This is a genomic window from Pseudomonas sp., assembly GCF_017744435.1.
Classification (GTDB): domain Bacteria; phylum Pseudomonadota; class Gammaproteobacteria; order Pseudomonadales; family Pseudomonadaceae; genus Aquipseudomonas.
Genome location: NZ_JAGIBG010000007.1, coordinates 102,390 through 126,090, shown reverse-complemented (window position 1 = coordinate 126,090; position 23,701 = coordinate 102,390). Strand labels below are relative to the sequence as shown.

The window sequence follows — 23,701 nt, the reverse complement described above, 5'->3', positions numbered from 1 at the left end:
CATGGCGCAAACCGACGTTCTCATTGTGGGTGCCGGCCCGACCGGGCTGACGCTGGCGCTTTGGCTCACCCGGCAGGGCGTCGCCGTCAGGATCATCGACAAGAGCAGCGGCCCGGGCGAAGCGTCACGTGCCATGGCCGTTCAAGCCCGTACGCTGGAGCTCTATCGCCAGCTCGACTTGGCCGAGGCGGTAATCGATGCTGGCTACAAGACACCGGCCATGAACATGTGGGCCCGAGGCCGGCGCAGAGCACGCATTCCCTTGACGGATGCCGGCGCACCGATTTCCGCCTACCCCTTCGTGTTGATCTATCCCCAGGACCGTCATGAGCGCTTGCTGGTGCAGCAGCTCCAAGCACTCGGCGTGAGCGTCGAGTGGCAGACCGAACTGCTGGCCTTCGAAGAGGGGCAAGGCCATGTCACCGCCACCCTGAAGCAGGCTGATGGGCAGGAAGGGGTGTGCACTGCGGCATACCTGGCGGGATGTGATGGTGCCCATTCGCTCGTGCGTCATGCGCTCGGCAGTGGTTTCGAGGGCGGTACCTACAAGCAGCTTTTCTATGTGGCGGATGTCCGGGTAACGGGTATCGAACCTGCAGGTGAGGCACACATCGCGTTTGATAAATCCGACTTCGTGCTGCTGCTGTGCTACGGCGAAAAGGATCAATACCGCCTGATCGGCACTGTGCGAGACGAACGTGCGGAACATCCTGAGCAGCTGACGTTTGCCGACGTCGGGCATGACGCCATCAACGGCTTGAACCTGAAGATTACCGAGGTGAACTGGTTCTCCGCCTATCGCGTTCACCATCGTGTCACCGATCATTTCCGCCGTGGCCGAGCGTTTCTGCTTGGCGATGCCGCGCATGTCCACAGCCCGGCAGGCGGGCAGGGTATGAACACCGGCATTCTGGATGCCAACAACCTGGCCTGGAAGTTGGCAGCGGTAATCAAGGGCAAGGCGCCCGATAAATTGCTCGACAGCTACCCGATTGAGCGCCAGGCCTTTGCCCGCAAACTGGTAGAGACTACGGACAGGCTGTTCGCACTGGTTACCGCCCAAGGCGGCTTCGCCGAATTTGTGCGCACACACGTCGCGCCAGTCATCGCCAGCGTTGCGTACAAGCGCGAAAGCGTCCGGGAGTACCTGTTTCGCGTGGTTTCGCAAACCCGCATTGACTATCGCGACAGCCCGCTGAGCCAAGGCAAGGCAGGCGAGGTGCAGGGCGGTGACCGTCTACCTTGGTTGCCTGGAGCTACGGCAGACAACTACGCATCACTGACAGCCATTGCGTGGCACGTGCATGTGTACGGCGAAGCTAAGGCAGACCTGGCCCAATGGTGCGCGCAGCACGGCATTGCACTGCAGGTTTTCCCTTGGCAGCCCGCGTACGAGAAGTCCGGTATTGCCAGAAATGCCACTTACCTGTTACGGCCTGATACCTATGTCGCTCTGGCTGATCCTGAGGGCGACATGGCGGTGTTGAGCCGATATGTTGAGGTACAAGGCATCACGCTGTCCGCTTGAGGTGCCGGGTACGGCGATTGCCTGAGCGTTGGAACAGGACTTGCTGTAAGCCAGGGAAACTCCACAAAGTGGGTAAACCGGCCATGCTCCTTGTAGACCATTGCTATCTGCGCGCCAGGCCATGGCACCCATGTTCGGGTTCGCGGCACCCTATATCGGGTCATTTGCCAGGGCTAAGTATCTGTTCCGGCTGTAACGGCGGAACAGGGGGGACAGGCGGAAAAGCCAGATAGTGTCGTTCAGTGCTCATGGGCGTGGGAGTGAATGGTCAACGCACCCGGCACCTTGGTGCGCTCGAGGCCACCGCGGTCCAGCCACCGAAGCGTTTGCTCATAGGCGCGCTCCAGCAAAGCGTCGGTCTGGTCAAAATTGAACACTGAGACATCCACTGGGCACAGCGGCGGAACGATGTGCAGGCTGGTGAGCGTACGGAAGTGTTCGATATCGCTTACCAGCTGGCGCATGCTCATCAGGTTGACGGTGTGCAGGGCCAGGGCAATCAGCCCCTTGGGCGGCTGTGTCAGGGCACAACTGAAACCAGTGGGGATCACCACAACCTTGTTGGCCCCCAGGGTTACCGCGGTCGAAATGGGGGTGTTGCTGGCTACACCGCCATCCACCAGGAACTGGTCGCCGATCTGAACACTCGGGAACACCAGCGGGATGGCGGCGCTGGCCAGCAACGCTTGCTCAAGCTCACCGCTGGACAGAACGGTTTCGGCACCACTGAGCAAGTCGGTAGTCACAATATGCAGGGGCAGTTGCGCATCCTCGATGCGATGAATGGGCAGCGCCTGGCCAAGCAGCCGGTGCAGCGCTGCCGGCTGCAGCAGAAAACCGCGCCGCTTGATCAGCCCTCTACAGGTGTCGAGCCAGGACAGGGGGAAGATGTCGGCTCTGTTCAGGTTTCGCCAGAAATCGGCGAGCGTCTCGACACCCTGCACGTCGGGCCTGGCGGCAAAATAGGCGCCATTGATTGCGCCGACCGAGGCCCCGATCACCCTGTCGAATTGAACATTGGCCTCCACCAAGGCCCGCAACATGCCCACTTGAACCGCCCCCAGGCTGCCACCACCAGCGAACACGATTGCGGTTTGCGTCGTCATGGCGGCAGTCTCTGCGCAGGCCTGTGTGGATTGAGTGTAGTCGGCGGGGCAACGCTGGACTGGCCACTGCCCGTGTGCACCGTTTGCTTGCCACAGGCGCTGTACTACGCTGCTGATACCCACGCCTGCCAGGAGAGCGCCGATGCTGCCATGCCCACTTTCGGAGTGCGCGCTTATGGCTAGGCGGATGCTTGCCGGCCTGGCAGCGTGCCTGGCATTGGCAGCCACACTGTTGTGCGGCAGCAGTCAGGCAGTCGAGGAGGTGGCGTCAACAAGCGCCGAGCCTGCCGAGCTGAAAATCGCCAACCGTTCGATCGTGGTCTTTCATGCCACATTGCTGGGTGAAGTGCCGGCTGCCCGTGTCCGGCGCGCCGCAGCGGTCATCAATGAACAGCTCGACGAGGGCTTTGCTGGCCAGGTCAGCGTGGACCCGATTCAGGACAGTTACATGGTGCTGCTGGGGGATCGCCGGGCGTTCATCGTCTCGCCCAGGGACCTGGCTGGCGCCGACCTGGATGCTCGCCAGGGTGCTGAGCAGGCTGCCCAGCGCTTGAGCCAGGTCGTGGAAGAAGCCCGGCAGGCACACAGCTTGCGTTTCCTGTTGGTCGCGGTCGGCTTGAGCGGCGCTGCGACCCTGATCTACCTGGCGCTGGTCAAACTCTGCGTGTGGCTGCACGGCAAGGCACTGTCGTGGTTGCCCCAGCGTGTGCGCAAACACACCAGCGCCTTGCGCATCGGGCGTACCCAGCTGGTCGATTCGAGCAACCTGTATCCCTTGTTGCGGCGGCTGCTGGCCTTGTTGCGCTGGACGTTGATCCTGCTGCTGACCTATGAATGGCTCAGCTTCGTTCTGCAACGATTCCCCTATACGCGGCCGTGGGGCGAAAGCCTGAACCTGTACCTGCTGGGTTTGTTGCGCCACGTGCTGACCGGTATCGTCGATGCGGTGCCTGGGCTGCTGATCGCCCTGCTGATCTTCTTCATCGCCCGTGGCATCAGTGCCTTCAGCAAGCGCCTGCTCGAGCGCCTGGCGCGGCCTGGCACGATCAGCTGGCTGACCCAGGAAACCCTGCAACCGACCACCCGGCTGACGGCCCTGGCCATCTGGCTGTTCGCCGTGGCCATGGCTTACCCCTATCTGCCCGGTGCCGACACCGACGCGTTCAAGGGGCTTTCGGTGCTGATCGGCCTGATGATTTCCCTCGGTGCGACCAGTGTGGTCGGCCAGGCCGCCGCCGGGCTGATCCTCACCTACACGCGCACCCTGCGCCCCGGCGAATACGTGCGCATTGGCGAGCACGAAGGCACCGTCACCGAGCTGGGCATGTTCACCACCAGCATTCGCACCGGCCTGGGCGAAGTACTGACGCTGCCCAACTCGATGATCACCGGTGCGGTGACCAAGAACTATTCACGTGTGGTGCAAGGGCAGGGGTATGTGGTCGATACCACGGTCACCATCGGCTATGACACGCCCTGGCGCCAGGTCGAGGCGATGCTGCTGGAGGCGGCGAAGCGCACGGACGGCGTCCTGCACACCCCCCGGCCCCAGGTGTTCCAGACCGCCTTGTCGGATTTCTACCCGGAATACCGCCTGGTGGCCCAGGCCGTGCCGAGCGAACCTCGCCCACGGGCAGAGCTGCTGACCATGCTGCATGCCAATATCCAGGACGTGTTCAACGAGTATGGCGTGCAGATCATGTCGCCTCATTATCTGGGTGACCCTGAGCAGGACAAGGTCGTACCGAGGGAGAACTGGTACAACGCCCCGGCGTCGCCACCCGAGGACAGCCAGCGATGATCGACTTCGTGCTTCAGGCCCTGCGCTCGAACCCGGAAATCGCGGTGTTCCTGGCCATTGCCCTGGGCATGCTGCTGGGGCGACTGCGCCTGGGCAGCTTCCACCTAGGGTCGGTGGCCGGTGCGCTGCTGATGGGCCTGCTGATCGGGCAGATCGGGCTGGAAGTGCCGCAGGCGTTGAAATCGGTGTTTTTCGTGCTGTTCATCTATGCCGTAGGGTTCAAGAGCGGGCCGGAGTTCTTCGGCAGCCTGAATGCCGGCACGCTCAAGCTGGTGGTGTTCTCCACGGTGTTGTGCGCGGTGGCGCTGGGCAGCATCCTGATGATGAACCTGGTCTTTCACTTCGACGCCGGGTTCACGGCCGGCCTGGGTGCCGGCGCGTTGACCGACACGGCGATCATGGGTACCGCCAGCAGTGCCATTGCCCACCTGCCGCTGGCTGATGCCGACAAGGCACAGCTCAACAGCCACATGGCCATCGCCTATGCAATCACCTACCTGTTCGGCACCGTTGGCCTGATCGTCTTCGTCGGCAGCATCGCCCCCTGGCTGCTGCGCGTCGACCTGCGCAGCGCTGCCCGCGAACTGGAGGCGACACTGGGCATCGACAACCAGGACGAGGTGCTGAGCATCCCCTATACCCGCATCGTGGTGCGCGCCCATCGCCTGCAGGATCCCCGGCTCGCGGGGGCGAGCATTGGCGCCATCGAGCGCCTGCACCCGTTGATGAGCGTGGAGCGGGTGGTGCGCGGCGAGCAGGTGATCGAGCGTGACCCGGCCCTGGTGCTGCAACTGGGCGACGTGCTGGGTATCTATGCCCTGCGCGAGGCAGTCGCCGAACTGGCCCAGCAGGTTGGCCCGGATATCGACGATCCGCGCTCACTGTCGTTCGCCACCCGCTCGGCGGACATTGTCCTGACGGCCCGCGCCTTTCACGGCAAGACCCTGCGGCAGATCCGCAATCACGTCAGCGGCGCCGGGCGCATGGGCTGTTTCATCGACAGCATCAGCCGCCAGGGCCTGGAGCTGCCGGTGCTGCCCAACACCGTGCTGCGCCGTGGCGATGTGATCGCATTGACTGGGCGCACCGCCAGTGTCGAAGCGGTGGCCAGGCAATTGGGACGGATCCGCGAGCGCAGCTACAAATCGGATATCGCCGTGCACAGCCTGGGGATGGTGGCTGGCGCCTTGCTCGGCATGCTCTCGACCCATGTCGGGATGATCCCCGTCGAACTGGGCGTGGGTGGCGGCGTGCTGCTGGTCGGCCTGCTGGTCGGCTGGCTCAACTCGCGGCACCCGGACATCGGCGGCATGCCGGCGGCGGCGCAGTGGGCGTTTTCCGAGTTCGGCCTGACCGCATTCGGTGCGGTGGTCGGGCTGCTGGCCGGGCCGGCGGCGTTCGAGGCCATGCGCGAGCAGGGCGTGGCACTGTTGCTGTCGGGCATGGTGGTGACCTTGCTGCCACCGCTGGTAGCGCTGTACTTCGGGCGTTATGTACTGCGCCTGCACCCGATGGTTCTGCTGGGAGCGCTGGCCGGCGCCCAGACCGAAGCGGCCTCGATGAACAAGGTGATCGAGATGTCCGGCAGCCACACACCGGTGATCGGCTTCACGGTGTGCTATGCCATCTCCAACGTGTTGTTGGCGGTGTGCGGGCCGATCATCGTGGCCTTTGCGACTTGAACCAGAACTGCTGATTTTAACGACAGCCCGCGAAGGGCGACTGCAACTGGACGTGGAGATGGGGATGGCAGGAGCTGGACGAGCGGGACCACAGCGCATGCGCTCGGTGGCAAGGTGGCTGTTGGCCGTGATCTTTTGTGGCAGCGCCGCTGCCTGGGCAGCCGACGAGGTGGGGCGGTTGCCGGCAGCCGCAACCGGTGAGGGCTATGCACCGCAACAGAGCTGCCTCGGCTGCCACGCCGAACAGTCCGGGCAATGGCAGCACTCCGACCACGGCTGGGCGTTGCGTGACGCCAATGCCGAGAATGTGCTGGGCTACTTTAACGACACCCGCTTCGACGAGGCGGGGGTCAAGGCGCATTTCTATCGCAAGGACGGCGGCTACTTCGTCAACATCGAGGGCGAGGACGGCAAGCCGGCCGATTTTCGCATCCTCTACACCTTTGGCCATCAACCGCTGCAGCAGTACCTGGTGGCGCTGTCACGCGGGCGCCTGCAAGCGCTGACCATCGCCTGGGACAGCCGCCCCGAGGCGCAGGGCGGGCAACGCTGGTTCTCGCTGTATCCGGGCCAGCGCTTCACACCCGACGACCCCTTGCACTGGACCGGTCGCTACCAGAACTGGAACGCCATGTGCGCCGACTGCCATTCGACCCGCCTGCTGAAAAATTACGACGACCAGCACGACAGCTTCGCCAGCACCTGGAAGGAGCAGGCGGTCGGTTGCCAGAGCTGCCATGGCCCTGGCCAGGCGCATGTCGACTGGGCCACGGCCAAACCCGCCAGCAGCCTGGCGAACAAAGGCCTGGCGGTGGACTACAAGGCCCTGGGCAGCAAGGGCGTGGTCGAGCAGTGCGCGTATTGCCACAGCCGTCGCCAGGGGCTCGGTACCGGCCAGTTGCCTGGCCATCCGCAACTCGACCAGAGCCTGCCGGCCACGCTACGCACCGGCCTGTACCATGCCGACGGGCAGATAGACGGTGAGGTGTATGAGTTCGGCTCGTTCACCCAAAGCAAGATGTACGCGGCCGGCGTCACCTGTACCGATTGCCACAACCCGCACACCACCAAGGTGCGCCTCGAAGGCAACGGACTGTGCCAGCAATGCCACAACCCCCAGCCCAACACGGCGCGTTTCGCCGGCCTGCAGGCCAAGGACTACGACAGCCCGGCGCACCACCATCACGCGGCAGGCTCGCCAGGTGCCCAGTGCGTGAACTGTCACATGCCGACCAAGACCTACATGGTGGTCGACCCGCGCCGTGATCACAGCCTGCGCATTCCACGCCCTGACCTGGCCGGGCAGACCGACAGCCCCGATGCCTGCACGGCCTGTCACCAGGACCAGAAACCGGCCTGGGCAGCGGCGGCCATCGAACAATGGTTCGACGCACCCAAGCGCCCCCAGCATTACGGGCAGGCCTTCCATGCCGTGCAGGCAGACCCTTCCACGACCCTCAGCCGCCTGGGCTACGTGCTCGCCGACAAGGCCAACCCGGCGATCGTGCGCGCCACGGCAGCCGACCAGCTGGCCGACCTTGGCCCGGCGGCCAGCAGCAACCTGCGCTGGGCGCTACAGGACCCGGACCCGCTGATCCGGGCCTATGCCGTATCGGGGTTCAGCAGCGTGCCGCCCGAGCAGCGCCTGAAAACGCTGCTGCCGCTGCTCGAAGACCCCAGCCTCGCGGTCAGGGACGAAACCGTGCGGGCCATGGCCGACGTTTCGCCAATGCAAGTGCCGCCAGCCAGCCAGGCGCTGTTCAAGGCACTGGTTGCGGACTACGAGCAGCGCCTGCGGGGCAATGCCGACCTGCCGGGCGGGCGCCTGAACCTGGCGGTGCTGCTGTCACGCCAGGGGCATGACGAGCAGGCCATGGAGCAATACCGCCAGGCACTGCATATGGACCCTTACTTCACCCCGGCCCGGGTCAACCTGGTGACCCTGGCCAGTGGCGCGCAACGCCTGGACGAAGCCGAAGGGTTACTGCGCGACGGCGTGGCGCTGGAGAAGACGCCCGTGGCCGACCGCGGCAACCTGGCCTACATGCTTGCCCTGCTGCTGGTGGAGCGGGGCAAGGCCGAAGAGGCGCTGGGCTGGATGGAACAAGCCGCCCAGGCGCTGCCCGGCAACCCGCGCATCCGCTACAACCAGGGCTTGCTGCTGTCGCGCATGGAGCGTCGCCCGGAAGCGCTGGAGGCGTTGCGCAGCGGCCTGCAGCAGTCGCCGGACGACCCCGACCTGCTGTACTCGCTGATCTACCTGCACGCCCTGGCCGGCGAACGCCAGCAAGCGTTCGGCTATGTCCAGCACATGCGCGAAGTGGCGCCGGACGACCCGCGCCTGCAGGCGATCGAGCCTTATTGGCGCAACGGCCAATAGCGCCGGCGTGCAGCAATACTCATTACGACTAGAGTTAACACTCGAATGCAAAGCACAGGGAGCGCAACGTGAACACACTCCAGCAGGTGCAGGGCCTCGAAGCGTCAGTGGCCGAAAGTGTGCTTGGCCAGGCCGACACCATTCGCCACATCGTCCTGGCGTTGCTGGCCAACGGGCACGTGCTGCTCGAAAGCCTGCCGGGGCTGGCCAAGACACGCACGGTCAAGGCGCTGTCCACCCACCTTGACGCGCAGATGCGGCGCATCCAGTTCACGCCCGATCTGCTGCCTTCGGACATCACCGGCGGCGAGATCCTGCAGCAGACCCCGGAAGGCAACAGCATCAAGTTTCAACCGGGGCCGCTGTTCGGCAACGTGATCCTGGCCGACGAGATCAACCGCGCGCCGGCCAAGGTCCAGGCGGCCCTGCTGGAGGCGATGGAGGAACGCCAGATCACCGTGGCCGGGCGGAGCTACCCGATGCCTGGCCTGTTCATGGTGCTGGCGACCCAGAACCCCATCGAACAGGAGGGGACCTACCCACTACCCGAAGCGCAGATGGACCGCTTCCTCATGAAGCTGCAGCTCGACTACCCGCACCCCGAGGACGAAGCCCAGGTGCTGCGCCTGGTGCGCAGCGAAGACCAACAGGTCGGTAGCGCACCTGAACCTGCGCGCCTGCCCCAGGACGTCGTCTTCAGCGCACGGCGCGAGGTGGCCCAGGTGCACGTGGCGCCTGCCATCGACCGCTACCTGGTCGACCTGGTCAATGCCACCCGACACCCCGCGGACTATGACGCCGACCTGGCGCGCTGGATTCATATCGGCGCCAGCCCACGCGGAGGGATCAGCCTGGACCGTGTAGCGCGTGCCCACGCCTGGTTCAATGGCCAGGATTTCGTTTCGCCGGACAATGTCCGGGCCATCATGCACCCGGTGTTGCGCCATCGCCTGCAGTTGTCCTACGACGCCATCAGCGACGGGGTGAGCGCCGACCAGGTGCTCGACCGGCTGCTGGACAAAGTCGCCATTGCGACCTGAAGGGCTGCCCATGGCCAATCAACCGGTGACCGCCGATGGCTTCGTCTACACCTCGCTCGCCGAGCTGATGGCGCTGGAGCCCCGTGCCCGCGGCCTGAGCTTCCTGGCCCGGCAGCCCCTGGCGAGCATTCTGTCCGGCAACCATGCGTCGCGCATGCGTGGCCGTGGACTGAGTTTCGATGAGCTGCGCCGCTACATCCCTGGTGATGACCTGCGTCACCTCGACTGGCGCGCTTCGCTGCGCTACGGCAAACCGTTCGTACGCACCTTCAACGAAGAGCGCGACCGGCCAACGCTGCTGCTGGTCGACCAGCGCATGAGCATGTACTTCGGTTCGCAGCGCTATTTCAAGTCGGTGACCGCCGCACAGCTGGGCGCGCTGTGTGCCTGGATGGCGTTCCATGCCGGTGACCGCGTGGGTGGCCTGGTGCTGGGCAGCGAGGCCATCGCCCCGCTGCGGCCGCTGCGCAGTCGTGCCCGGGTGCAGGCCCTGTGCGCGGAAGTCGCGAAGGCCAACCAGGGCTTGTCGGCACAGGGCGAGGACCGTGAAGGCGACAATCAGCTCGATCAGGCCCTGCGCACCTGTGCGGCCGTGGCGGGTCACGACCACCTGGTGTGCATCATCAGTGATTTTGCCGGGGTCAGCCCGCAAACGTTGCAGTTGCTGCGCCAGTTGCATCAGCACAACGATGTGATTGCCATCCAGGTCTATGACCCGATTGCCCTCAAGGTGCCGGACAAAGGCCGTCTGGTCATCACCCAGGGTGCCTTGCAGGTCGAACTGGAAGTGGGGCGGCGCCAGGTCAGCAGGCCGCTGGGCGAGTTCCTTTCCGGGCGCCTGCGCGATGTGGCTGAACTGCTGCGCCGTAGTCAGGTGCCCTTGATGATGATCAGCAGCGGCGAAGACTGCGTAGCGCAACTGCGTCGGGAACTAGGCCGCCTGGCCCAGGGGGCAAGATGACCACGCCCGTGCAGCCCTCGCTTGACCAGCTACGCGAACTGGTGCCCGGCACACCGCCGTTCGGCTATTGGCCACAGACCTGGGCCTGGGCGCTGTTGCTGGTGTTGCTGCTCGCCGTGCTGACGGCTTGGGCAGCCCGGCGCTGGTGGCACTGGCGCCGTGACCTGTACCGTCGTGAAGCGCTCTTACGCCTTGATCAATTGGCGGCGGCCCCCGCCGAACAGCGCCTGGCGGCCTTGCGCGAACTGCCCGAACTGCTCAAGCGCGTGGCCCTGTCGATGCCCGGTACACCTGCTGTGGCGGGCCTCGGTGGTGAAGCCTGGCAGCAATTCATGTCAGCACACGCCCGGCAAACGCTGCCGCAAGGGTTCAGCACTGCCCTGCAACAACTGGCCTATGCGCCGGACGCCCAGCTGCATGCGCTCGACGAGGCGACGCGGCTTTCGTTGTTCAGCACCAGCCGCGCCTGGATAGCGAGCCACCATGTGGCGCTTTGACCTGCCCTGGGCCTTTGTGCTGCTGCCGCTGGCCTGGGCCGCGTATCACTGGCTCAAGCCCTACCAGGAAGGGCGCAGCGCATTGCGCGTGCCGTTTTTCAGTGCCATGAGCCACGCCCTGGGCAAACACCCGACCCGTACCGGAGGGCTGAGTGCCGGCTGGCAGCTGCCACTGAACCTGCTGGTCTTTGTCCTGCTGGTAGCGGCCTGCGCCCGGCCGGTGCTGGTCGAGCAGCCGATCCGTCACCAGCAACCGACCCGTGACCTGATGCTGGCCATCGACATCTCGCAATCCATGCGCGCCAACGACTACACCTCGGCTGACGGCCAACGCACCGACCGCCTCACCGCCGTCAAGGCAGTGGTACGTGACTTCATCAAGCGCCGCGCGGATGACCGCATCGGCCTGATCCTGTTCGGCACGGGCGCCTACCCACAAGCGCCGTTGACCCTCGACCATGCCAGCCTGCTGTTGCTGCTGGATGAGGCTGGCGTTGGCATGGCCGGGCCCAACACCGCCCTGGGCGATGCCATCGGCCTGACCATCAAGCTGCTGCAACCGGCCAAGGAACAGGAGAAAGTGCTGATCCTGCTCACCGATGGCAATGACACCGGCAGCGCCATCACCCCCGAGCACGCGGCCCGGCTGGCCCGCGCCCATGGCATCGTGGTCCATGCCATCGGCATCGGCGACCCTCAGGCCACTGGCGAAGACAAGGTCGACCTGCAGACCCTGCAGATGATCGCCCGCACGACCGGTGGGCGGTTCTTCCGCGCCGATGACAGCAGCAGCCTGCAAGGCGTGTACGACACCCTCGACCGCTTGACCCCGCACAAGGTCACCACCCTGAGCCATCAACCGCGCCGCGACCTGTTCTACTGGCCGCTGGGTGCCGCCTTGCTGCTGTTGCTGGTGGCCCAGGCGCTGGCCTGGCTGGGCGCACGGCGCGCCTTGGCGACGGAGGCCTGAGCATGGACATCGACCTGGCTGCCTTGCACTTCCTGCGCCCCTGGTGGTTGCTGACGCTGCTGCCAGGCGTGTTGCTGCCGCTGCTCTGGGTACGGCGGCACGACGTCAAGCGGCAACTGACCGGCATCATCGCCCCGCACCTGGTCGAGCACTTGGTCATTCGGCCCCGGGAAAGCCAGCGCCTGCGCCCGGTCCACCTGCTGGGCGCGCTGCTGGTGACCGGCGGGCTGGCCGCAGCCGGCCCGACCTGGACCCAGGACATTCCAGACTTTCTCGACAACCGCGCGCCGTTGCTCCTGGCCGTGGACCTGTCGCCGTCGATGGATGCCGACGACATGCCACCCAGCCGCCTGGCCGCTGCCCGGCACACCCTGCACGACCTTGTGCAACGCCGTGCCGGTGCCCGTACCGCGCTCATCGCCTACGCCGGCAGTGCCCATCTGGTGCTGCCAGCTACCGACGACCCGGCGCTGCTCGACACTTTCATACAGGCCCTGAGCACCGACCTGATCGCCCAGCCCGGCAAGGATGTGCTCGGCGTGCTGGCCATTGCCGACAAAATACTCGAAGCCGAAAACAGTCCGGGCACCTTGCTGTTGCTGACCGACGGCGCCGATGCCAGCCAGTCCGATGCGCTGGGCAAGCGCCTGGCGGGCAGTGACCTGCAGGTGCTGGTGCTGGCGGTCGGCAGCCAGGACACCGGGGTGCTGCGCGATGCCAAGGGCATGCCCAGGCTCGATGCCGAGGGCCGCACCGTGCAAGGCAGCTTCGATGCCAAGGGCCTGAAGGGCCTGGCCGAGGCCACTGATGCCCCGTTGGGCAGCCTGACCCTGGATAACGACGACCTGGACTGGGTCGAGCTGCATGCCCAGCAACACTTCCAGGCCGCCAAGGGCGATGGCGAAACCGTGCATTGGAAAGATGCCGGCTATTGGCTGTGCTGGCCGCTGGCACTGCTGGCGGTGTTGTGCGTGCGGCGCGGCTGGCGAGTGAACTGGCTGGCCATGCTGCTGTTTGCCAGCAGCCTGGCGGGCCTGCCGGAGTCGGCCCGCGCGGGCGCTTTGGCCGATCTGTTCTTCACCCCGGACCAGCAGGGCCGGTGGGCCTTCGAACAGGGGCATTACCCACAGGCCGCCGAGCGCTTCAAGGACCCTTACTGGAAGGGCGTGGCCGCCTATCAGGCCTCCGACTACAAGGTGGCACTGACGGCGCTGGCGCCGCTGAACACCGCCAGCGCCTGGTTCTACCAGGGCAACAGCTACGTCAGGTTGTTCAAGTTCCCGCAAGCCATCGCTGCCTACCGCCAGGCGCTGGCCCTGCAACCCGCGTTCCCCGAAGCCAGCGCCAACCTGGTCCTGGCCCAGGCATTGCAGAAGGACTACGAGGACCAACAGCAGGTCAACCCCGAGGTGAAACCCGACAAGGTGGTGGAGGACCAGACCCCCGTCGAAGGCGGCAAGGCGCAACAACAGAAGACCGCCATGGCAGCCTCCGATCAGCTCTGGCTGGACAACCTGAACACTTCGCCAGGGCAGTTCCTCAAGCGTAAGTTCCAGCTTCAGCAAGCCGCGAGCAAGCCGGTCGAGGAGCCGGTCGAGGAGGGTGCGCCATGAAACGCCTGTGCGCCTGGCTACTGGCCTGCCTGCCCACGCTGGTACTGGCGGCCGACCCCGAAGTGCGGGTGGACCAACGCCTGGTACCGGATACGCCGATCATGCTGGGGGCTACCGTCAGCCTGGAGGTCGACTTGCTGGTGGACACCTGGTTCACCGATGCACCGGTGCTGCCGGCGCTGGAGCTGCCCGGCGCCGTGGTCCAGCCACCGGCGGGCGAGGCGCAGCACCTCAACCGGCAGATTGACGGCAAGCCGTTCTTCGGTTTGCGCTACACCTACCAGATCACCCCGCAGGCCGCGCAGCGCTTTCAGATCCCGGCATTGGCGTTCCAGGTAACACCCGGGCCAGCCAGTACGCCTGTCACGCTGACCAGCCAACCGTTGACGTTCGAGGTAAAAGGCCAGGCGGGCGAGGCGGGCAGTGCGCAACCGGTTGCGCAGTCGCTCAGCTTCACCCAGCAGGTCGAACAATCGCATACGCCGTTGCGGGTGGGCGACAGCATTACCCGCCGCTTGCACATCGAGGCGCCTGGGGCGCAAGCCATGCTCCTGCACCCGCCTGAGCTGGTAGAGGTCCAAGGGTTCAAGCGCTATCTTCAGCCGCCTGCCGTCAAGCCGCTGAGTGATGGGCGTGGCGGCATCCTTGGCGGGCAGCGGGACGACAGCGCGAGCTATGTCATCACCAGCCCCGGCAAACACACATTGCCTGCCATCGCGTATTCATGGCGCGATGCAACAACGGGTGAGCTGCACCAGGCAAAGGTGCCGGAAGTGATCCTGCAGGCCAGCGCCGTCAGCTATCAGGCACCGTTCTCCATCAGTGACGACCTGCGCGCCATGGGCCATCAGGCGAGGTTGCGGGTGGGTGGCCAGGGCCTGCTGCTGGCCGTGTGCCTGCTGGCCTTCGCGCTGCTGGCCTGGACTGGCCGGGCGCGGGGCAGGCGGGCGTGGCGTCAGTTCCAGGCCTGGCGGGCACGGCGTCGGCAGGCGTGGCTGGACTCACCGGCCTATGCCTGGAAGCTCGCACGCCAGCAATGCGCCCAGTCGCCCGCGCGCCTGGACGCCCTGTACCTGTGGGCGCGCCGCAGCAGTGGCAACTACACCCTGGCTACCGTCGAAGGACAAATACCCGGCGTGAAGCGGAACCGTTTGCTAGCCTGTTTCAGGTCCCGCTACGGCGTTTCAGAGGCAGCAGGTCAATCCGCGCTCACGCTGGCCAGCCAACCACCAGCCAATCAATATGCGCAGCACCCTGGCGAGGGGCACGGCCTCAAGCCTCTCAACCCGTGATTTGCACCAGGCAGGCCCACGCCCTCAGGGAAGGACGGTCTCATGCGTCAGCAAGTCGGAACCTTACGTGCGTTGCTGTATCTGTTACTGCTGCTGCCGGTTTTGGCCACGGCGGCGGATTCCTTGCCGTCCTGGCGTGACGGGCCGTCGCGCAAGAGCATCGAGACCTTCGTCACTGCGGTGACCACCCAGGGCGGCAAAGACTACATCGAGCCGGCACAACGTATCGCGGTGTTTGACAACGACGGCACCTTGTGGAGCGAGCAGCCGTTGTATTTCGAAGTGTTGTTCTCTATCGATGAAGTCAAGCGCCTGGCGCCTGAACACCCTGAATGGAAGACCCAGCAGCCTTTCAAGGCTGTGCTGGAAAACGATCAGAAGGCCTTGGCCGAGCAGGGCATGGACGGTGTGATCAAGCTCGTTGCTGCCACCCACGCGGGCATCAGCACCGAGACCTTCATGGCCCGCAGTCAGGCCTGGCTGGCCGAGGCCCGGCACCCGAAAACCGGCAGGTTGTACACCCGCATGGTCTACCAGCCGATGCTGGAGCTGCTCGATTACCTGCGCGGCAACGGCTTCAAGACCTACATCGTCTCGGGTGGCGAAGTGGCCTTCATGCGGGCGTTCGCCGAAAAGGTCTACGGCATCCCCCCGGAACAGGTGATCGGCACCACCCTGGGCGCGGAATACCGTAACGAGGGCGGCCAGATCAGTATCCAGCGGCTACCCACGCTGCTGCACAACGATGATGGCCCGGGCAAACCCGTCAGTATCGAAGCGGTGATCGGACGGCGGCCGGTCCTGGCGTTCGGCAACTCCGACGGCGACCTGCAGATGCTGCAGTGGACCATGGCCGGGCAGGGCAGGCGCTTCGCCGGCCTGGTGCATCACACCGATGGCCAGCGCGAATGGGCGTACGACCGGCAAAGCAGCGTCGGGCGCCTGGACAAGGCGCTGGACGAGGCGCACGAAAAGGGTTGGACGGTGGTGGACATGGCGAAGGAGTGGCGCCGGGTCTACCCCGATGACAAGGAGTGACCACACCAGCACAGAGCCGCAGGCGCTCAGAAGCCAGTCAGCAGTCGGCCTCATGTGTGCACGTAGTCGTGGACTTACGACACTAACGTGATACGGAGGACGTACTCATGAAGTCCAGTAGAAGATGGTTGACGGCGCTTGCGATCGCGACGTCGGCGACCTTGGGAGCCGGCTGGGTCAGCGCTGCAGACAAGCCGAACATCCTGGTGATCTTTGGCGATGACATCGGCCAGACCAATATCAGTGCCTATGGCAAAGGCGTGGTCGGCTACCAGACCCCCAACATTGATCGGATTGCCAAGGAAGGCATGATGTTCACTGATTACTATGCCGAGAACAGCTGTACGGCCGGCCGCTCCACGTTCATTACCGGGCAGACGATCTTGCGCACCGGTCTGTCCAAGGTCGGCATGCCGGGCGTGCCGGTGGGCCTGCAAGCGCGCGACGTCACCATCGCCCAGGCGCTCAAGGCCCATGGCTATGCGACCGGGCAGTTCGGCAAGAATCACCTGGGCGACCGTGACGAGTACCTGCCCACCAACCACGGTTTCGATGAGTTCTTTGGCAACCTTTATCACCTCAACGCCGAAGAAGAACCGGAACGCCCGCGTTGGCCCAAGGATGATACCGAGTTCACCAAGGCCACTTCGCCGCGTGGGGTGATCAAGTCCAGTGCCGACGGCAAGATCGAAGACACCGGTGCGCTCACCAAGAAGCGCATGGAAACCATCGACGACGAGACCACCCAGGCCGCGATCAACTTCATCGAGAAACAGGCCAAGGCCGACAAACCGTTCTTTGTCTGGATGAATACCACGCGCATGCACGCCTTTACCCACGTGCGTGAGTCGATGCGCGGGCAGAGCGGGATGGTCGACAATGAGTACGCCGACGGCATGCTTGAGCACGACGGCGATGTCGGCAAGCTGCTCAAGACCCTGGATGACCTGAAGATCGCCGACAACACCATTGTCGTCTACACCACCGACAACGGGCCGAACCAGTGGTCCTGGCCGGATGCCGCCACCACACCGTTCCGCAACGAGAAGAACTCCAACTGGGAAGGTGCCTACCGGGTGCCGGCAATGGTCCGCTGGCCCGGCAAGATCAAGGCCGACACGGTCAGCACGCAGATGTTCTCGGGGCTCGACTGGTTCCCTACGTTGCTTGCCGTGGCTGGCGACACCGATATCAAGGAGCGGCTGCTCAAGGGGGCTGACGTAGGCGGCAAGAACTTCAAGGTGCACCTCGACGGTTTCAACCAGTTGGACTACCTGACCGGCAAGACCGACAAGGGGCCGCGTGACGAGTTCTACTACTTCAACGACGATGCCGAGCTTGTAGGCATGCGCTTCAAGGACCTCAAGGTGGTGTACTGCGAACAGCGTGCACCGGGTGGCCTGAAGGTGTGGAGTGAGCCGTTTGTCTGCCTGCGCGTGCCGAAACTGTTCGACCTGCGCCAGGACCCTTACGAGCGGGCCGATGTGGTTTCCGACCAGTATTACGACTGGCTGACGAAGAACGACTACCTGATCTTCCAGGCCACACAGAAGGCGGCCAAGTTCCTCCAGACCTTCGTCGATTACCCACCTAGCCAGCGGCCAGCGAGCTTCAGCATCGATCAGGTGCGCAAGGACGTCGACAAGAAGATTGATGAAAAAATGAAGGCCCAGTGATGTTCCTGCAGGCGTGCGCGACCGGCGCACGCCTGCTTTTCTTACTTCGCGGATGCCACTGGCGTCCTAAGGCAGTGAACTTATGGGGTCGTCGGGCAAACCGGTTTCGCTGGAGGTGGCCGTGCGAGGGCGCCTGGACACCTGGATGGCGTGCGCCCTGTTGGGGTTGTCGGGCGCTGCGGCGCTGGTTTACCAGGTGCTGTGGATCAAGCAATTGTCATTGGTGGTGGGCGTGGAAGTGCACGCGGTCACCACGGGCATCAGTGCGTTCTTTGCCGGCTTGGCGATCGGCGGGCTGCTGTTTGGCCGCTGGGCCGACCGGCTGCTGCGCCCGGTACGCCTGTACGCGGCATTGGAACTGGCGGTGGCGGGGCTGGGCATCTGCGCCACCCTGGCGCTGGCGCATTCGGCGTCGTTGTTTGCCCGGTGGGAGGACAGCGCGGGCTGGCTGGCCTGGTGCCTGCCGTTTGCCCTGGTCGGGCTGCCAGCACTGCTGATGGGCGGCACCTTGCCGGTGCTGATGCGCGCCCTGGCACCCGGCGACGGCACAACCGCCAAGGCAGGCGGCCAGTTGTATGCGGCCAACACGGCGGGCGCCATCATCGGCACTTTGCTCTGCGCCTTCGTGCTGTTGCCCCGCCTTGGTGTGACGGGCAGCGCGCTGGCGGCCGCAGCGATGAACCTGGTGGCGGGGGCATTGGCCTGGCAGATGCGAGGCAGCCACACCTTGCCTCGGCGCCAGGACCGGGAGGCAGGCCCCGCACGCACGCGCCACGCGCGCCTGGCCGTCGCGCTGTACTGCATCGCCGGTGGCGTGGCGCTGGGCTACGAAGTGGTGTGGAGCCAGTCGATCGTGCAGTTCATGAGCACCCGTGCCTATGCCTTTGCCGTGGTGCTGGCCACCTATCTGGGCGGCCTGGTGGTGGGCAGTGCCGTGCATGCCCGTTATGCCGACAAGCTACGGGACCCCTGGGGCATGTTCGCGCTGCTGATCACCTGTGCCGGGCTACTCGCCTTGCTGCAACTGGCCGGCCTGGGGCGTTGGCTGGTGGTGGCGCAGACCCAGGCGGAATGGCTGGTCATGCAGCTGACCGGCAACGAATTGGCGGGCATGTGCGCGCGCTTCGCCACGGTGGCCCTGAGCATGGTGTTCCTGCCGACCGTGTTGCTGGGGGCGGCATTCCCGCTGGCGGTCAGGCTTGCCGTCGATGGCGACCACGTGGGCCGCGATGTCGGCACCATCGTCGCACTCAATACCTTGGGTGGCATTGCCGGGGTGGCCTTGACCGGCTTCGTGCTGGTGCCGGGTATCGGCCTGGTGCGCACCTTGGCCGTGCTCGCCGTGGTCGCTGCCGTGCTTGGCCTGGTGGCCGTGTGGCGAGGGCCGGGGGTGGGGCGCCGCACCCAGGTTGCCGTGCTCGGGCTCGCCGTGGCCAGCGCCATGACGGCGGCGTTGACGCCCCCCCAGCGCCTGGCCGAACTGCTGCCCGGGGCCCGCAACGGCACCCTGGCCTACTACCGTGAAGGCCGCGGCGGTACCGTTGCCGTGGTCAGCCAGGAGCGCCAGGGGCAGGGGTTCAACCGCCTGTACATCCAGGGCGTTTCCAATACCGGTGACGCCATGCCGTCCCTGCGCTACATGCGCCTGCAGGCACTGTTGCCGCTGCTGATCCATGCAGGTGAGCCGCGATCGGCCCTGGTGATCGGTTTCGGCACCGGCATCACCGCTGGCGCCATGCTGCGCTATGCGGGCCTGGAGCGCCCGGTGGTGGCCGAATTGCTGCCCGAGGTGCTGCAGGCGGCCCCCTTGTTCAAGGGTAACTACAACGCGGTCAGCGACCCGCGCCTGGACATCCGCCTGCGCGATGGCCGCCGCGAGCTGCTGCGCAGCGCCGATCGCTATGACCTTATCACCCTGGAGCCACCACCCCCGTCGGCGGCAGGCGTGGTCAATTTATATTCGCGGGATTTCTACCAGCTGGCCGCCAGCCGCCTGCAGGCCGATGGGTTGGTTGCGCAATGGCTGCCACTGCCGACCCAGAACGATGAAGACAGCCGTTCGCTGGTACGCAGCTTCATCGACGTGTTTCCCCACGCCGCGCTGTTCACCACCGAGTTCCACGAAATGCTGCTGATTGGCTCGCCAGCACCGCTTCAGCTGGATGTGGCACGTATCAGCCAACGTTTCGCACAACCGGCGGTGGCGGCGGCGCTGGGCGAAGTCGGCATCGCTTCACCAGCGGCATTGCTCGCCACCTGGGTCACCGACCGCGATGGCCTGGCGCGTTATGCCGGGGCAGCGCCCGCAGTGACCGACGATCAGCCGCGCATCGAGTATTCGGCCTGGGTGCGGCCGCAGGAGATCACCCGGGTGTTGCCAGCCTTGTTGGCCTTACGTCAGCCGCCTCGGCTGCTGAATGCCGAGCCGGGGTTCGCTGTGGCGCTGAACGACCAGTGGCGCACGCTGCAGCTGTTCTACAGCCTGAGCTTGCATGCCTACAACGGCAACCGCCAGGCCTGGGCGCGAGAAGCGCAGGCACTGGCGCGGGTTGATGGCAGCAACCCGTATTACCGCTGGTTCCTTGGTAATCCGCAGCGCTGATCAGAACCGCCAGGTCGCACCGCCGCCAAGAATATGCAGGGCGGCGTTGCGGTAGGTGCCCGAGAGAGTATCGCCCGAGCGCGCCTTGGTCTGGTCGACATCCATGTCACCCAGCCAGACCAGGGTGTAGGCCATGTGCACGTCGAGCCCTTCCTGCAGTTGGTAGTTGACCCCGGCCGCCAGGCGCCAGGCTTCGCCCATCGGGTTGTCGACGGTGCGGTCGCTGTCGTCCACGGCCGAACTGTCGTAGCCCACGCCGGCACTCCAGCGCAGGCGCGGGGTGGCCTGGTACTGGGCACCCACCGAGGCATGCCAGGTGTCCTTGTACTTGCGGTTGACGCTGCGGCTGACATTACCCGCGGCATCGGTGTCGACCTCCACGCCAATATCGCCGAACTCGCTCCAGTCCTGCCAGCCGAGGCTGGCCAGCAGCTTCCATTGTGGGTCGAGGTCATGGGCAATGCTCAGCAGCACCGTTTGCGGCACGTTCATGTCCAGTTCCAGCGAATCGACGTCCAGGCGCCGCAACGCAGCATTGAGCAGCGGGTTGCTGACATTGCGCACGTGCGGTTTGTCTTCGAATTCCAGCTTGACCTTGCTGGTGTAGGCCAGGCCCACCTGGGTGGCAGGCGAAACGCGGTAGTGCACACCGAGGTTGACGCCCACACCGACATCGGTGTCCTTGTACTCGAGCTGGCCATCGGGCCGGTCGGCAAGGCCGAGCAGGTTGTTGTTGATCGCCATTTCGGTGCGGTAGTAGCCGTACATGATGCGCGGGCTGATGCCGAACGAGAGGTCGTCGGTGAACTTGTAGGCGATGGTCGGTTGCAAGGAAACGCCGATCACCGCCGCTTCCTGGGAGAAATAGCGCCCGGCCCAGTCATCGTCGTAGTCCAGTGCCAGGCCGAAGTTGCCGTACATGCCGAAACCGATGGCCGCGCGGTCGTCGATCTGGTGGCTGATGAACAGGCTGGCGCCCGGCAGGTACTGCAGCGCATTGCCGCCCTCGTTGCCGTCGAACTGATTGGCGCTGCCCCGGGAAAACCGGATGTCACCCAGAATCACCTGGGCGTTGGCGCTGATCTGTGTCCCCGCAAGCTGGGTGATCCCTGCAGGGTTGCTCATGAGCACGCTGGGGTCGGTAGCGAGCGCGGCGGCACCGGCATTGGCCAGGCCATTGCCTTCCTGGCCGGCCTCGTAGATGGAGATACCACCGGCCCAGGCGTTGCCGCTGCAGACGGCACCACAAAGCAAAAACGAGTACAGCCTGTGAGCAGGCAGGGTAACAGGTCGTTTCATCAATGCGTCCTCGCACGTTTATCGTGGATAGAGCAACACCAGGTTCAACCGCAGTGCCCAGCCTTCGGGCCCGGTATCGGTACTTTCCGCCCAATAGCGCACACCCGCGCCAAACTGCACCATCTGCCCGGCGATCTGGGTGACCTTGTTCAATTGCAGGTTGATCGGTACCGCGCCTTCGTGGGCCTTCCAGTCGTAGGTGGACTCGGTGTTCAGCCCCAGGGTGACGCCCTTGCCCAGCCCATAGGCCATGAATGGCTGCAGGAAGGTCGAGCGCACGTCTTCGCGGTTGTGATCGCCCGCCACCCCTTCGACATGGTTGACCAAGGCGCCATAGGTCCAGTGGCCGGTCTGTTTCAGCGCCACGGCGGTCGGCCCCACGCCCCATTTCTCGCCACCAAGCAGCTCGTCGGTGGCGGTAGGCAGCAGGAACACCGGGCCGGCGCCCCAGATCCAGCCGCTGTCTGTGGGCGCCTTGGGCGAGAAGAACAGGCTTTGCAGGGTATCGCCCAGGCCGGACTGGTTGCCCGAGCCCGGGGCGATGTCGGTCTGATCGATCACCGGCAGGATGGTGCGCGAGATCAGGTTCCAGTCCTGATTCAGGTCCATGGGAATCACGGGCTGGATATTGAGCGTATGGCGCGAACCCTTGTCATCAGGGCCGATGTTTTCATCGTAGTTGTACTGGAACGGCACGCTGATCAAGGCCGCGATCGGGTTGGCCAGTTGTTTGGCAAGCTCGTCGGCGCTGTGTTCGGCCTGTGCGGCTTGTGCAAGCGCGAGCAACGAACCGACGGTGAACCATTGCAATCTGTATGAGCCTGGCATCCCAATCTCCGCGTGGTGAATGCGCTGCGTCGGGCTTCCCCCCAGGCCGCCCGGCGCGGGTGAGTTCCAGGTCCTGGCGGCGCACGGCAAGCATGTATACCGAATCGAGCAGAGCGCGCTGCCAGGTGAAGATGTCCTGGCGCGGCAGCAGGCCTTTGCCTTCGGCTTCGCGGGCAGCAATCAGCGGTTGGTGCGCATTCCATACCTGCCTGGCAGTTGCGACGCCAGATTCGAAGCTAGATCAATCGTAGCCGGGTTTTCATGACGGAGCGCTGGGCGGGGCGGTTCCGTTTCTCTCGGCACCCTGGCGCAATTCGGCAACATCGCGCTTGGGCGGCGTACCGAACTGACGCCCATATTCGCGGCTGAACTGGGAAGGGCTCTCGTAGCCCACCTTGAAGGCCGCAGTGGCGGCATCCAGGTCTTCATTCAGCATCAAACGTTTCGCCTCGTTCAAGCGCAGCCATTTCTGATACTGCAAGGGGCTCATTGCCGTGAGCTGGCGGAAGTGCTGATGGAAGGTGGAAAGGCCCATTTGCACCTGGGAAGCCAGTTCCTCCACCCGCAGCGGCGCTGAGTAGTTGAGTTTTATCCAGTCGATGGCTTTTGCAATCCGGTGGCCCTTGCTCCCCACCGAAGCGATGTTGCGAAGCAGCGGTGCCTGGTCGCTAAGCAATAGCCGATAGTGGATTTCACGCTGCAGCAGGGGCCAGAGCACGGGTATCGCGTCGGTTTCTTCCAGCAGTTCAACCAGCCTGGTGAAGCTCTCCAGCAGCTTTGGGCTCAACGCACCCACTCCCGCGCTGGTGTGGAGGGTGTGCTCGCTGAGCGGTAGGCGACCATCTTGCGCGATCAGTTCCGCCAGTGTGCGCAGATCAAGCTTGAACACGAGACCCAGACAAGGTGCGGTTTCGCTGGCGACCGTAACCGCCGAATGGGCGGGTATGTTCAGCGAGGTGACCAGGAAACGGGTCGTATCGTAGGGGTAGGCGTGTGCACCGATGACCATTTCTTTCGCGCCCTGTACCACGAGCACGATGCTCGGCTCGACAATGCACGTGATCGGCGGGGCAGGGGCGTCGCGTCGATACACGCTCAGGCCCGGAATGCAGGTCGAGAAGTCTCCAGGCGTGTTCGCGCGGGCGCCGATGATCCTGCACAGCGTCGCCAGCGGGTTAGTCAAAGGAGGGGGTTGAATGGGGCTGGGCATGACAAAAGCTTCCGATCATCTCGTCGACCTACAGTATCTACGTGGCGCACCAGGTGTACATGCCCACTCAGCATGGCTGGACGTTTAGGCAAGAAAACCAACCGATTGCTCTACTGTTTTTCTCGTTTCTCCTTCGATCATGGATGGCAGTCGAGGGACCAGGATGCGTTGAGGCATC

The 23,701-nt window shown here is 64.8% G+C and carries 17 protein-coding genes; 13 read left to right on the top strand and 4 right to left on the bottom strand.

Annotated features, from left to right (window positions below):
* Position 1 precedes the first annotated feature (1 nt).
* A complete protein-coding gene (locus J7573_RS07410) occupies positions 2 to 1,528 on the top strand; it encodes an FAD-dependent oxidoreductase (protein ID WP_294331838.1) in 1,527 nt (508 codons plus the stop codon).
* Positions 1,529 to 1,767: 239 nt separating this feature from the next.
* Here J7573_RS07410 and J7573_RS07405 read toward each other — a convergent pair whose 3' ends face one another.
* A complete protein-coding gene (locus J7573_RS07405; RefSeq protein ID WP_294331895.1) occupies positions 1,768 to 2,634 on the bottom strand; it encodes a patatin-like phospholipase family protein in 867 nt (288 codons plus the stop codon).
* A 175-nt stretch (positions 2,635 to 2,809) separates the two neighbouring features.
* Between J7573_RS07405 and J7573_RS07400 the strand changes: the two genes are divergently transcribed.
* The 12 genes from J7573_RS07400 (at position 2,810) to J7573_RS07345 (ending at position 20,186) form a co-directional block, all read left to right on the top strand.
* Positions 2,810 to 4,435, top strand: a complete 1,626-nt coding sequence (locus J7573_RS07400; RefSeq protein WP_294331835.1) for a mechanosensitive ion channel domain-containing protein — start codon at positions 2,810 to 2,812, stop codon at positions 4,433 to 4,435.
* Positions 4,432 to 6,117: an aspartate-alanine antiporter gene (gene aspT / locus J7573_RS07395; RefSeq protein ID WP_294331830.1), complete on the top strand. Its 1,686-nt coding sequence runs from the start codon at positions 4,432 to 4,434 to the stop codon at positions 6,115 to 6,117. Before J7573_RS07400 ends, aspT begins: the two co-directional genes overlap by 4 nt.
* Before the next feature lie 97 nt (positions 6,118 to 6,214).
* Positions 6,215 to 8,497, top strand: coding sequence for a HEAT repeat domain-containing protein (locus J7573_RS07390; RefSeq protein ID WP_294331826.1), 2,283 nt, complete (start codon positions 6,215 to 6,217; stop codon positions 8,495 to 8,497).
* A 68-nt stretch (positions 8,498 to 8,565) separates the two neighbouring features.
* Positions 8,566 to 9,537 carry a MoxR family ATPase gene (locus tag J7573_RS07385; RefSeq protein WP_294331823.1) on the top strand — a complete coding sequence of 324 codons (972 nt, stop codon included), beginning with the start codon at positions 8,566 to 8,568 and terminating at the stop codon, positions 9,535 to 9,537.
* Between the two features lie 10 nt (positions 9,538 to 9,547).
* The gene (locus J7573_RS07380; RefSeq protein ID WP_294331820.1) at positions 9,548 to 10,498 is read left to right on the top strand and encodes a DUF58 domain-containing protein; all 951 of its coding nucleotides are present in this window, start codon (positions 9,548 to 9,550) and stop codon (positions 10,496 to 10,498) included.
* Complete coding sequence (locus J7573_RS07375; protein WP_294331817.1) at positions 10,495 to 10,995, top strand: DUF4381 domain-containing protein; 501 nt, start codon at positions 10,495 to 10,497, stop codon at positions 10,993 to 10,995. Before J7573_RS07380 ends, J7573_RS07375 begins: the two co-directional genes overlap by 4 nt.
* The gene (locus tag J7573_RS07370) at positions 10,982 to 11,965 is read left to right on the top strand and encodes a VWA domain-containing protein (protein WP_294331814.1); all 984 of its coding nucleotides are present in this window, start codon (positions 10,982 to 10,984) and stop codon (positions 11,963 to 11,965) included. The genes J7573_RS07375 and J7573_RS07370 overlap by 14 nt, the downstream gene beginning before the upstream one ends.
* Positions 11,966 to 11,967: 2 nt before the next feature.
* Positions 11,968 to 13,578: a VWA domain-containing protein gene (locus J7573_RS07365; RefSeq protein ID WP_294331811.1), complete on the top strand. Its 1,611-nt coding sequence runs from the start codon at positions 11,968 to 11,970 to the stop codon at positions 13,576 to 13,578.
* Positions 13,575 to 14,870: a hypothetical protein gene (locus tag J7573_RS07360; RefSeq protein ID WP_294331809.1), complete on the top strand. Its 1,296-nt coding sequence runs from the start codon at positions 13,575 to 13,577 to the stop codon at positions 14,868 to 14,870. Before J7573_RS07365 ends, J7573_RS07360 begins: the two co-directional genes overlap by 4 nt.
* Positions 14,871 to 14,912: 42 nt before the next feature.
* Positions 14,913 to 15,908, top strand: a complete 996-nt coding sequence (locus J7573_RS07355) for an HAD family hydrolase (protein WP_294331806.1) — start codon at positions 14,913 to 14,915, stop codon at positions 15,906 to 15,908.
* Positions 15,909 to 16,015: 107 nt separating this feature from the next.
* The gene (locus J7573_RS07350) at positions 16,016 to 17,584 is read left to right on the top strand and encodes an arylsulfatase (protein ID WP_294331804.1); all 1,569 of its coding nucleotides are present in this window, start codon (positions 16,016 to 16,018) and stop codon (positions 17,582 to 17,584) included.
* Between the two features lie 145 nt (positions 17,585 to 17,729).
* Positions 17,730 to 20,186, top strand: coding sequence for a fused MFS/spermidine synthase (locus tag J7573_RS07345; protein WP_294331891.1), 2,457 nt, complete (start codon positions 17,730 to 17,732; stop codon positions 20,184 to 20,186).
* Here J7573_RS07345 and J7573_RS07340 read toward each other — a convergent pair whose 3' ends face one another.
* The 3 genes from J7573_RS07340 to J7573_RS07330 form a co-directional block, all read right to left on the bottom strand.
* Positions 20,187 to 21,485 (bottom strand): outer membrane protein transport protein, encoded by a 1,299-nt coding sequence (locus J7573_RS07340; protein ID WP_294331801.1) that lies wholly within the window; start codon positions 21,483 to 21,485, stop codon positions 20,187 to 20,189.
* Between the two features lie 18 nt (positions 21,486 to 21,503).
* Positions 21,504 to 22,313, bottom strand: coding sequence for a transporter (locus J7573_RS07335; RefSeq protein WP_294331799.1), 810 nt, complete (start codon positions 22,311 to 22,313; stop codon positions 21,504 to 21,506).
* A 259-nt stretch (positions 22,314 to 22,572) separates the two neighbouring features.
* Complete coding sequence (locus tag J7573_RS07330; RefSeq protein WP_294331796.1) at positions 22,573 to 23,523, bottom strand: AraC family transcriptional regulator; 951 nt, start codon at positions 23,521 to 23,523, stop codon at positions 22,573 to 22,575.
* Positions 23,524 to 23,701: the final 178 nt, after the last annotated feature.

Coding starts and splice junctions, on each gene's coding strand:
- J7573_RS07360 (WP_294331809.1), top strand. CDS start 13,575: ATGAAACGCCTGTGCGCCTGGCTACTGGCCTGCCTGCCCACGCTGGTA.
- J7573_RS07350 (WP_294331804.1), top strand. CDS start 16,016: ATGAAGTCCAGTAGAAGATGGTTGACGGCGCTTGCGATCGCGACGTCG.
- J7573_RS07390 (WP_294331826.1), top strand. CDS start 6,215: ATGCGCTCGGTGGCAAGGTGGCTGTTGGCCGTGATCTTTTGTGGCAGC.
- J7573_RS07345 (WP_294331891.1), top strand. CDS start 17,730: ATGGCGTGCGCCCTGTTGGGGTTGTCGGGCGCTGCGGCGCTGGTTTAC.
- J7573_RS07400 (WP_294331835.1), top strand. CDS start 2,810: ATGGCTAGGCGGATGCTTGCCGGCCTGGCAGCGTGCCTGGCATTGGCA.
- J7573_RS07405 (WP_294331895.1), bottom strand. CDS start 2,634: ATGACGACGCAAACCGCAATCGTGTTCGCTGGTGGTGGCAGCCTGGGG.
- J7573_RS07340 (WP_294331801.1), bottom strand. CDS start 21,485: ATGAAACGACCTGTTACCCTGCCTGCTCACAGGCTGTACTCGTTTTTG.
- J7573_RS07375 (WP_294331817.1), top strand. CDS start 10,495: ATGACCACGCCCGTGCAGCCCTCGCTTGACCAGCTACGCGAACTGGTG.
- J7573_RS07335 (WP_294331799.1), bottom strand. CDS start 22,313: ATGCCAGGCTCATACAGATTGCAATGGTTCACCGTCGGTTCGTTGCTC.
- aspT (WP_294331830.1), top strand. CDS start 4,432: ATGATCGACTTCGTGCTTCAGGCCCTGCGCTCGAACCCGGAAATCGCG.
- J7573_RS07330 (WP_294331796.1), bottom strand. CDS start 23,523: ATGCCCAGCCCCATTCAACCCCCTCCTTTGACTAACCCGCTGGCGACG.
- J7573_RS07370 (WP_294331814.1), top strand. CDS start 10,982: ATGTGGCGCTTTGACCTGCCCTGGGCCTTTGTGCTGCTGCCGCTGGCC.
- J7573_RS07355 (WP_294331806.1), top strand. CDS start 14,913: ATGCGTCAGCAAGTCGGAACCTTACGTGCGTTGCTGTATCTGTTACTG.
- J7573_RS07410 (WP_294331838.1), top strand. CDS start 2: ATGGCGCAAACCGACGTTCTCATTGTGGGTGCCGGCCCGACCGGGCTG.
- J7573_RS07380 (WP_294331820.1), top strand. CDS start 9,548: ATGGCCAATCAACCGGTGACCGCCGATGGCTTCGTCTACACCTCGCTC.
- J7573_RS07365 (WP_294331811.1), top strand. CDS start 11,968: ATGGACATCGACCTGGCTGCCTTGCACTTCCTGCGCCCCTGGTGGTTG.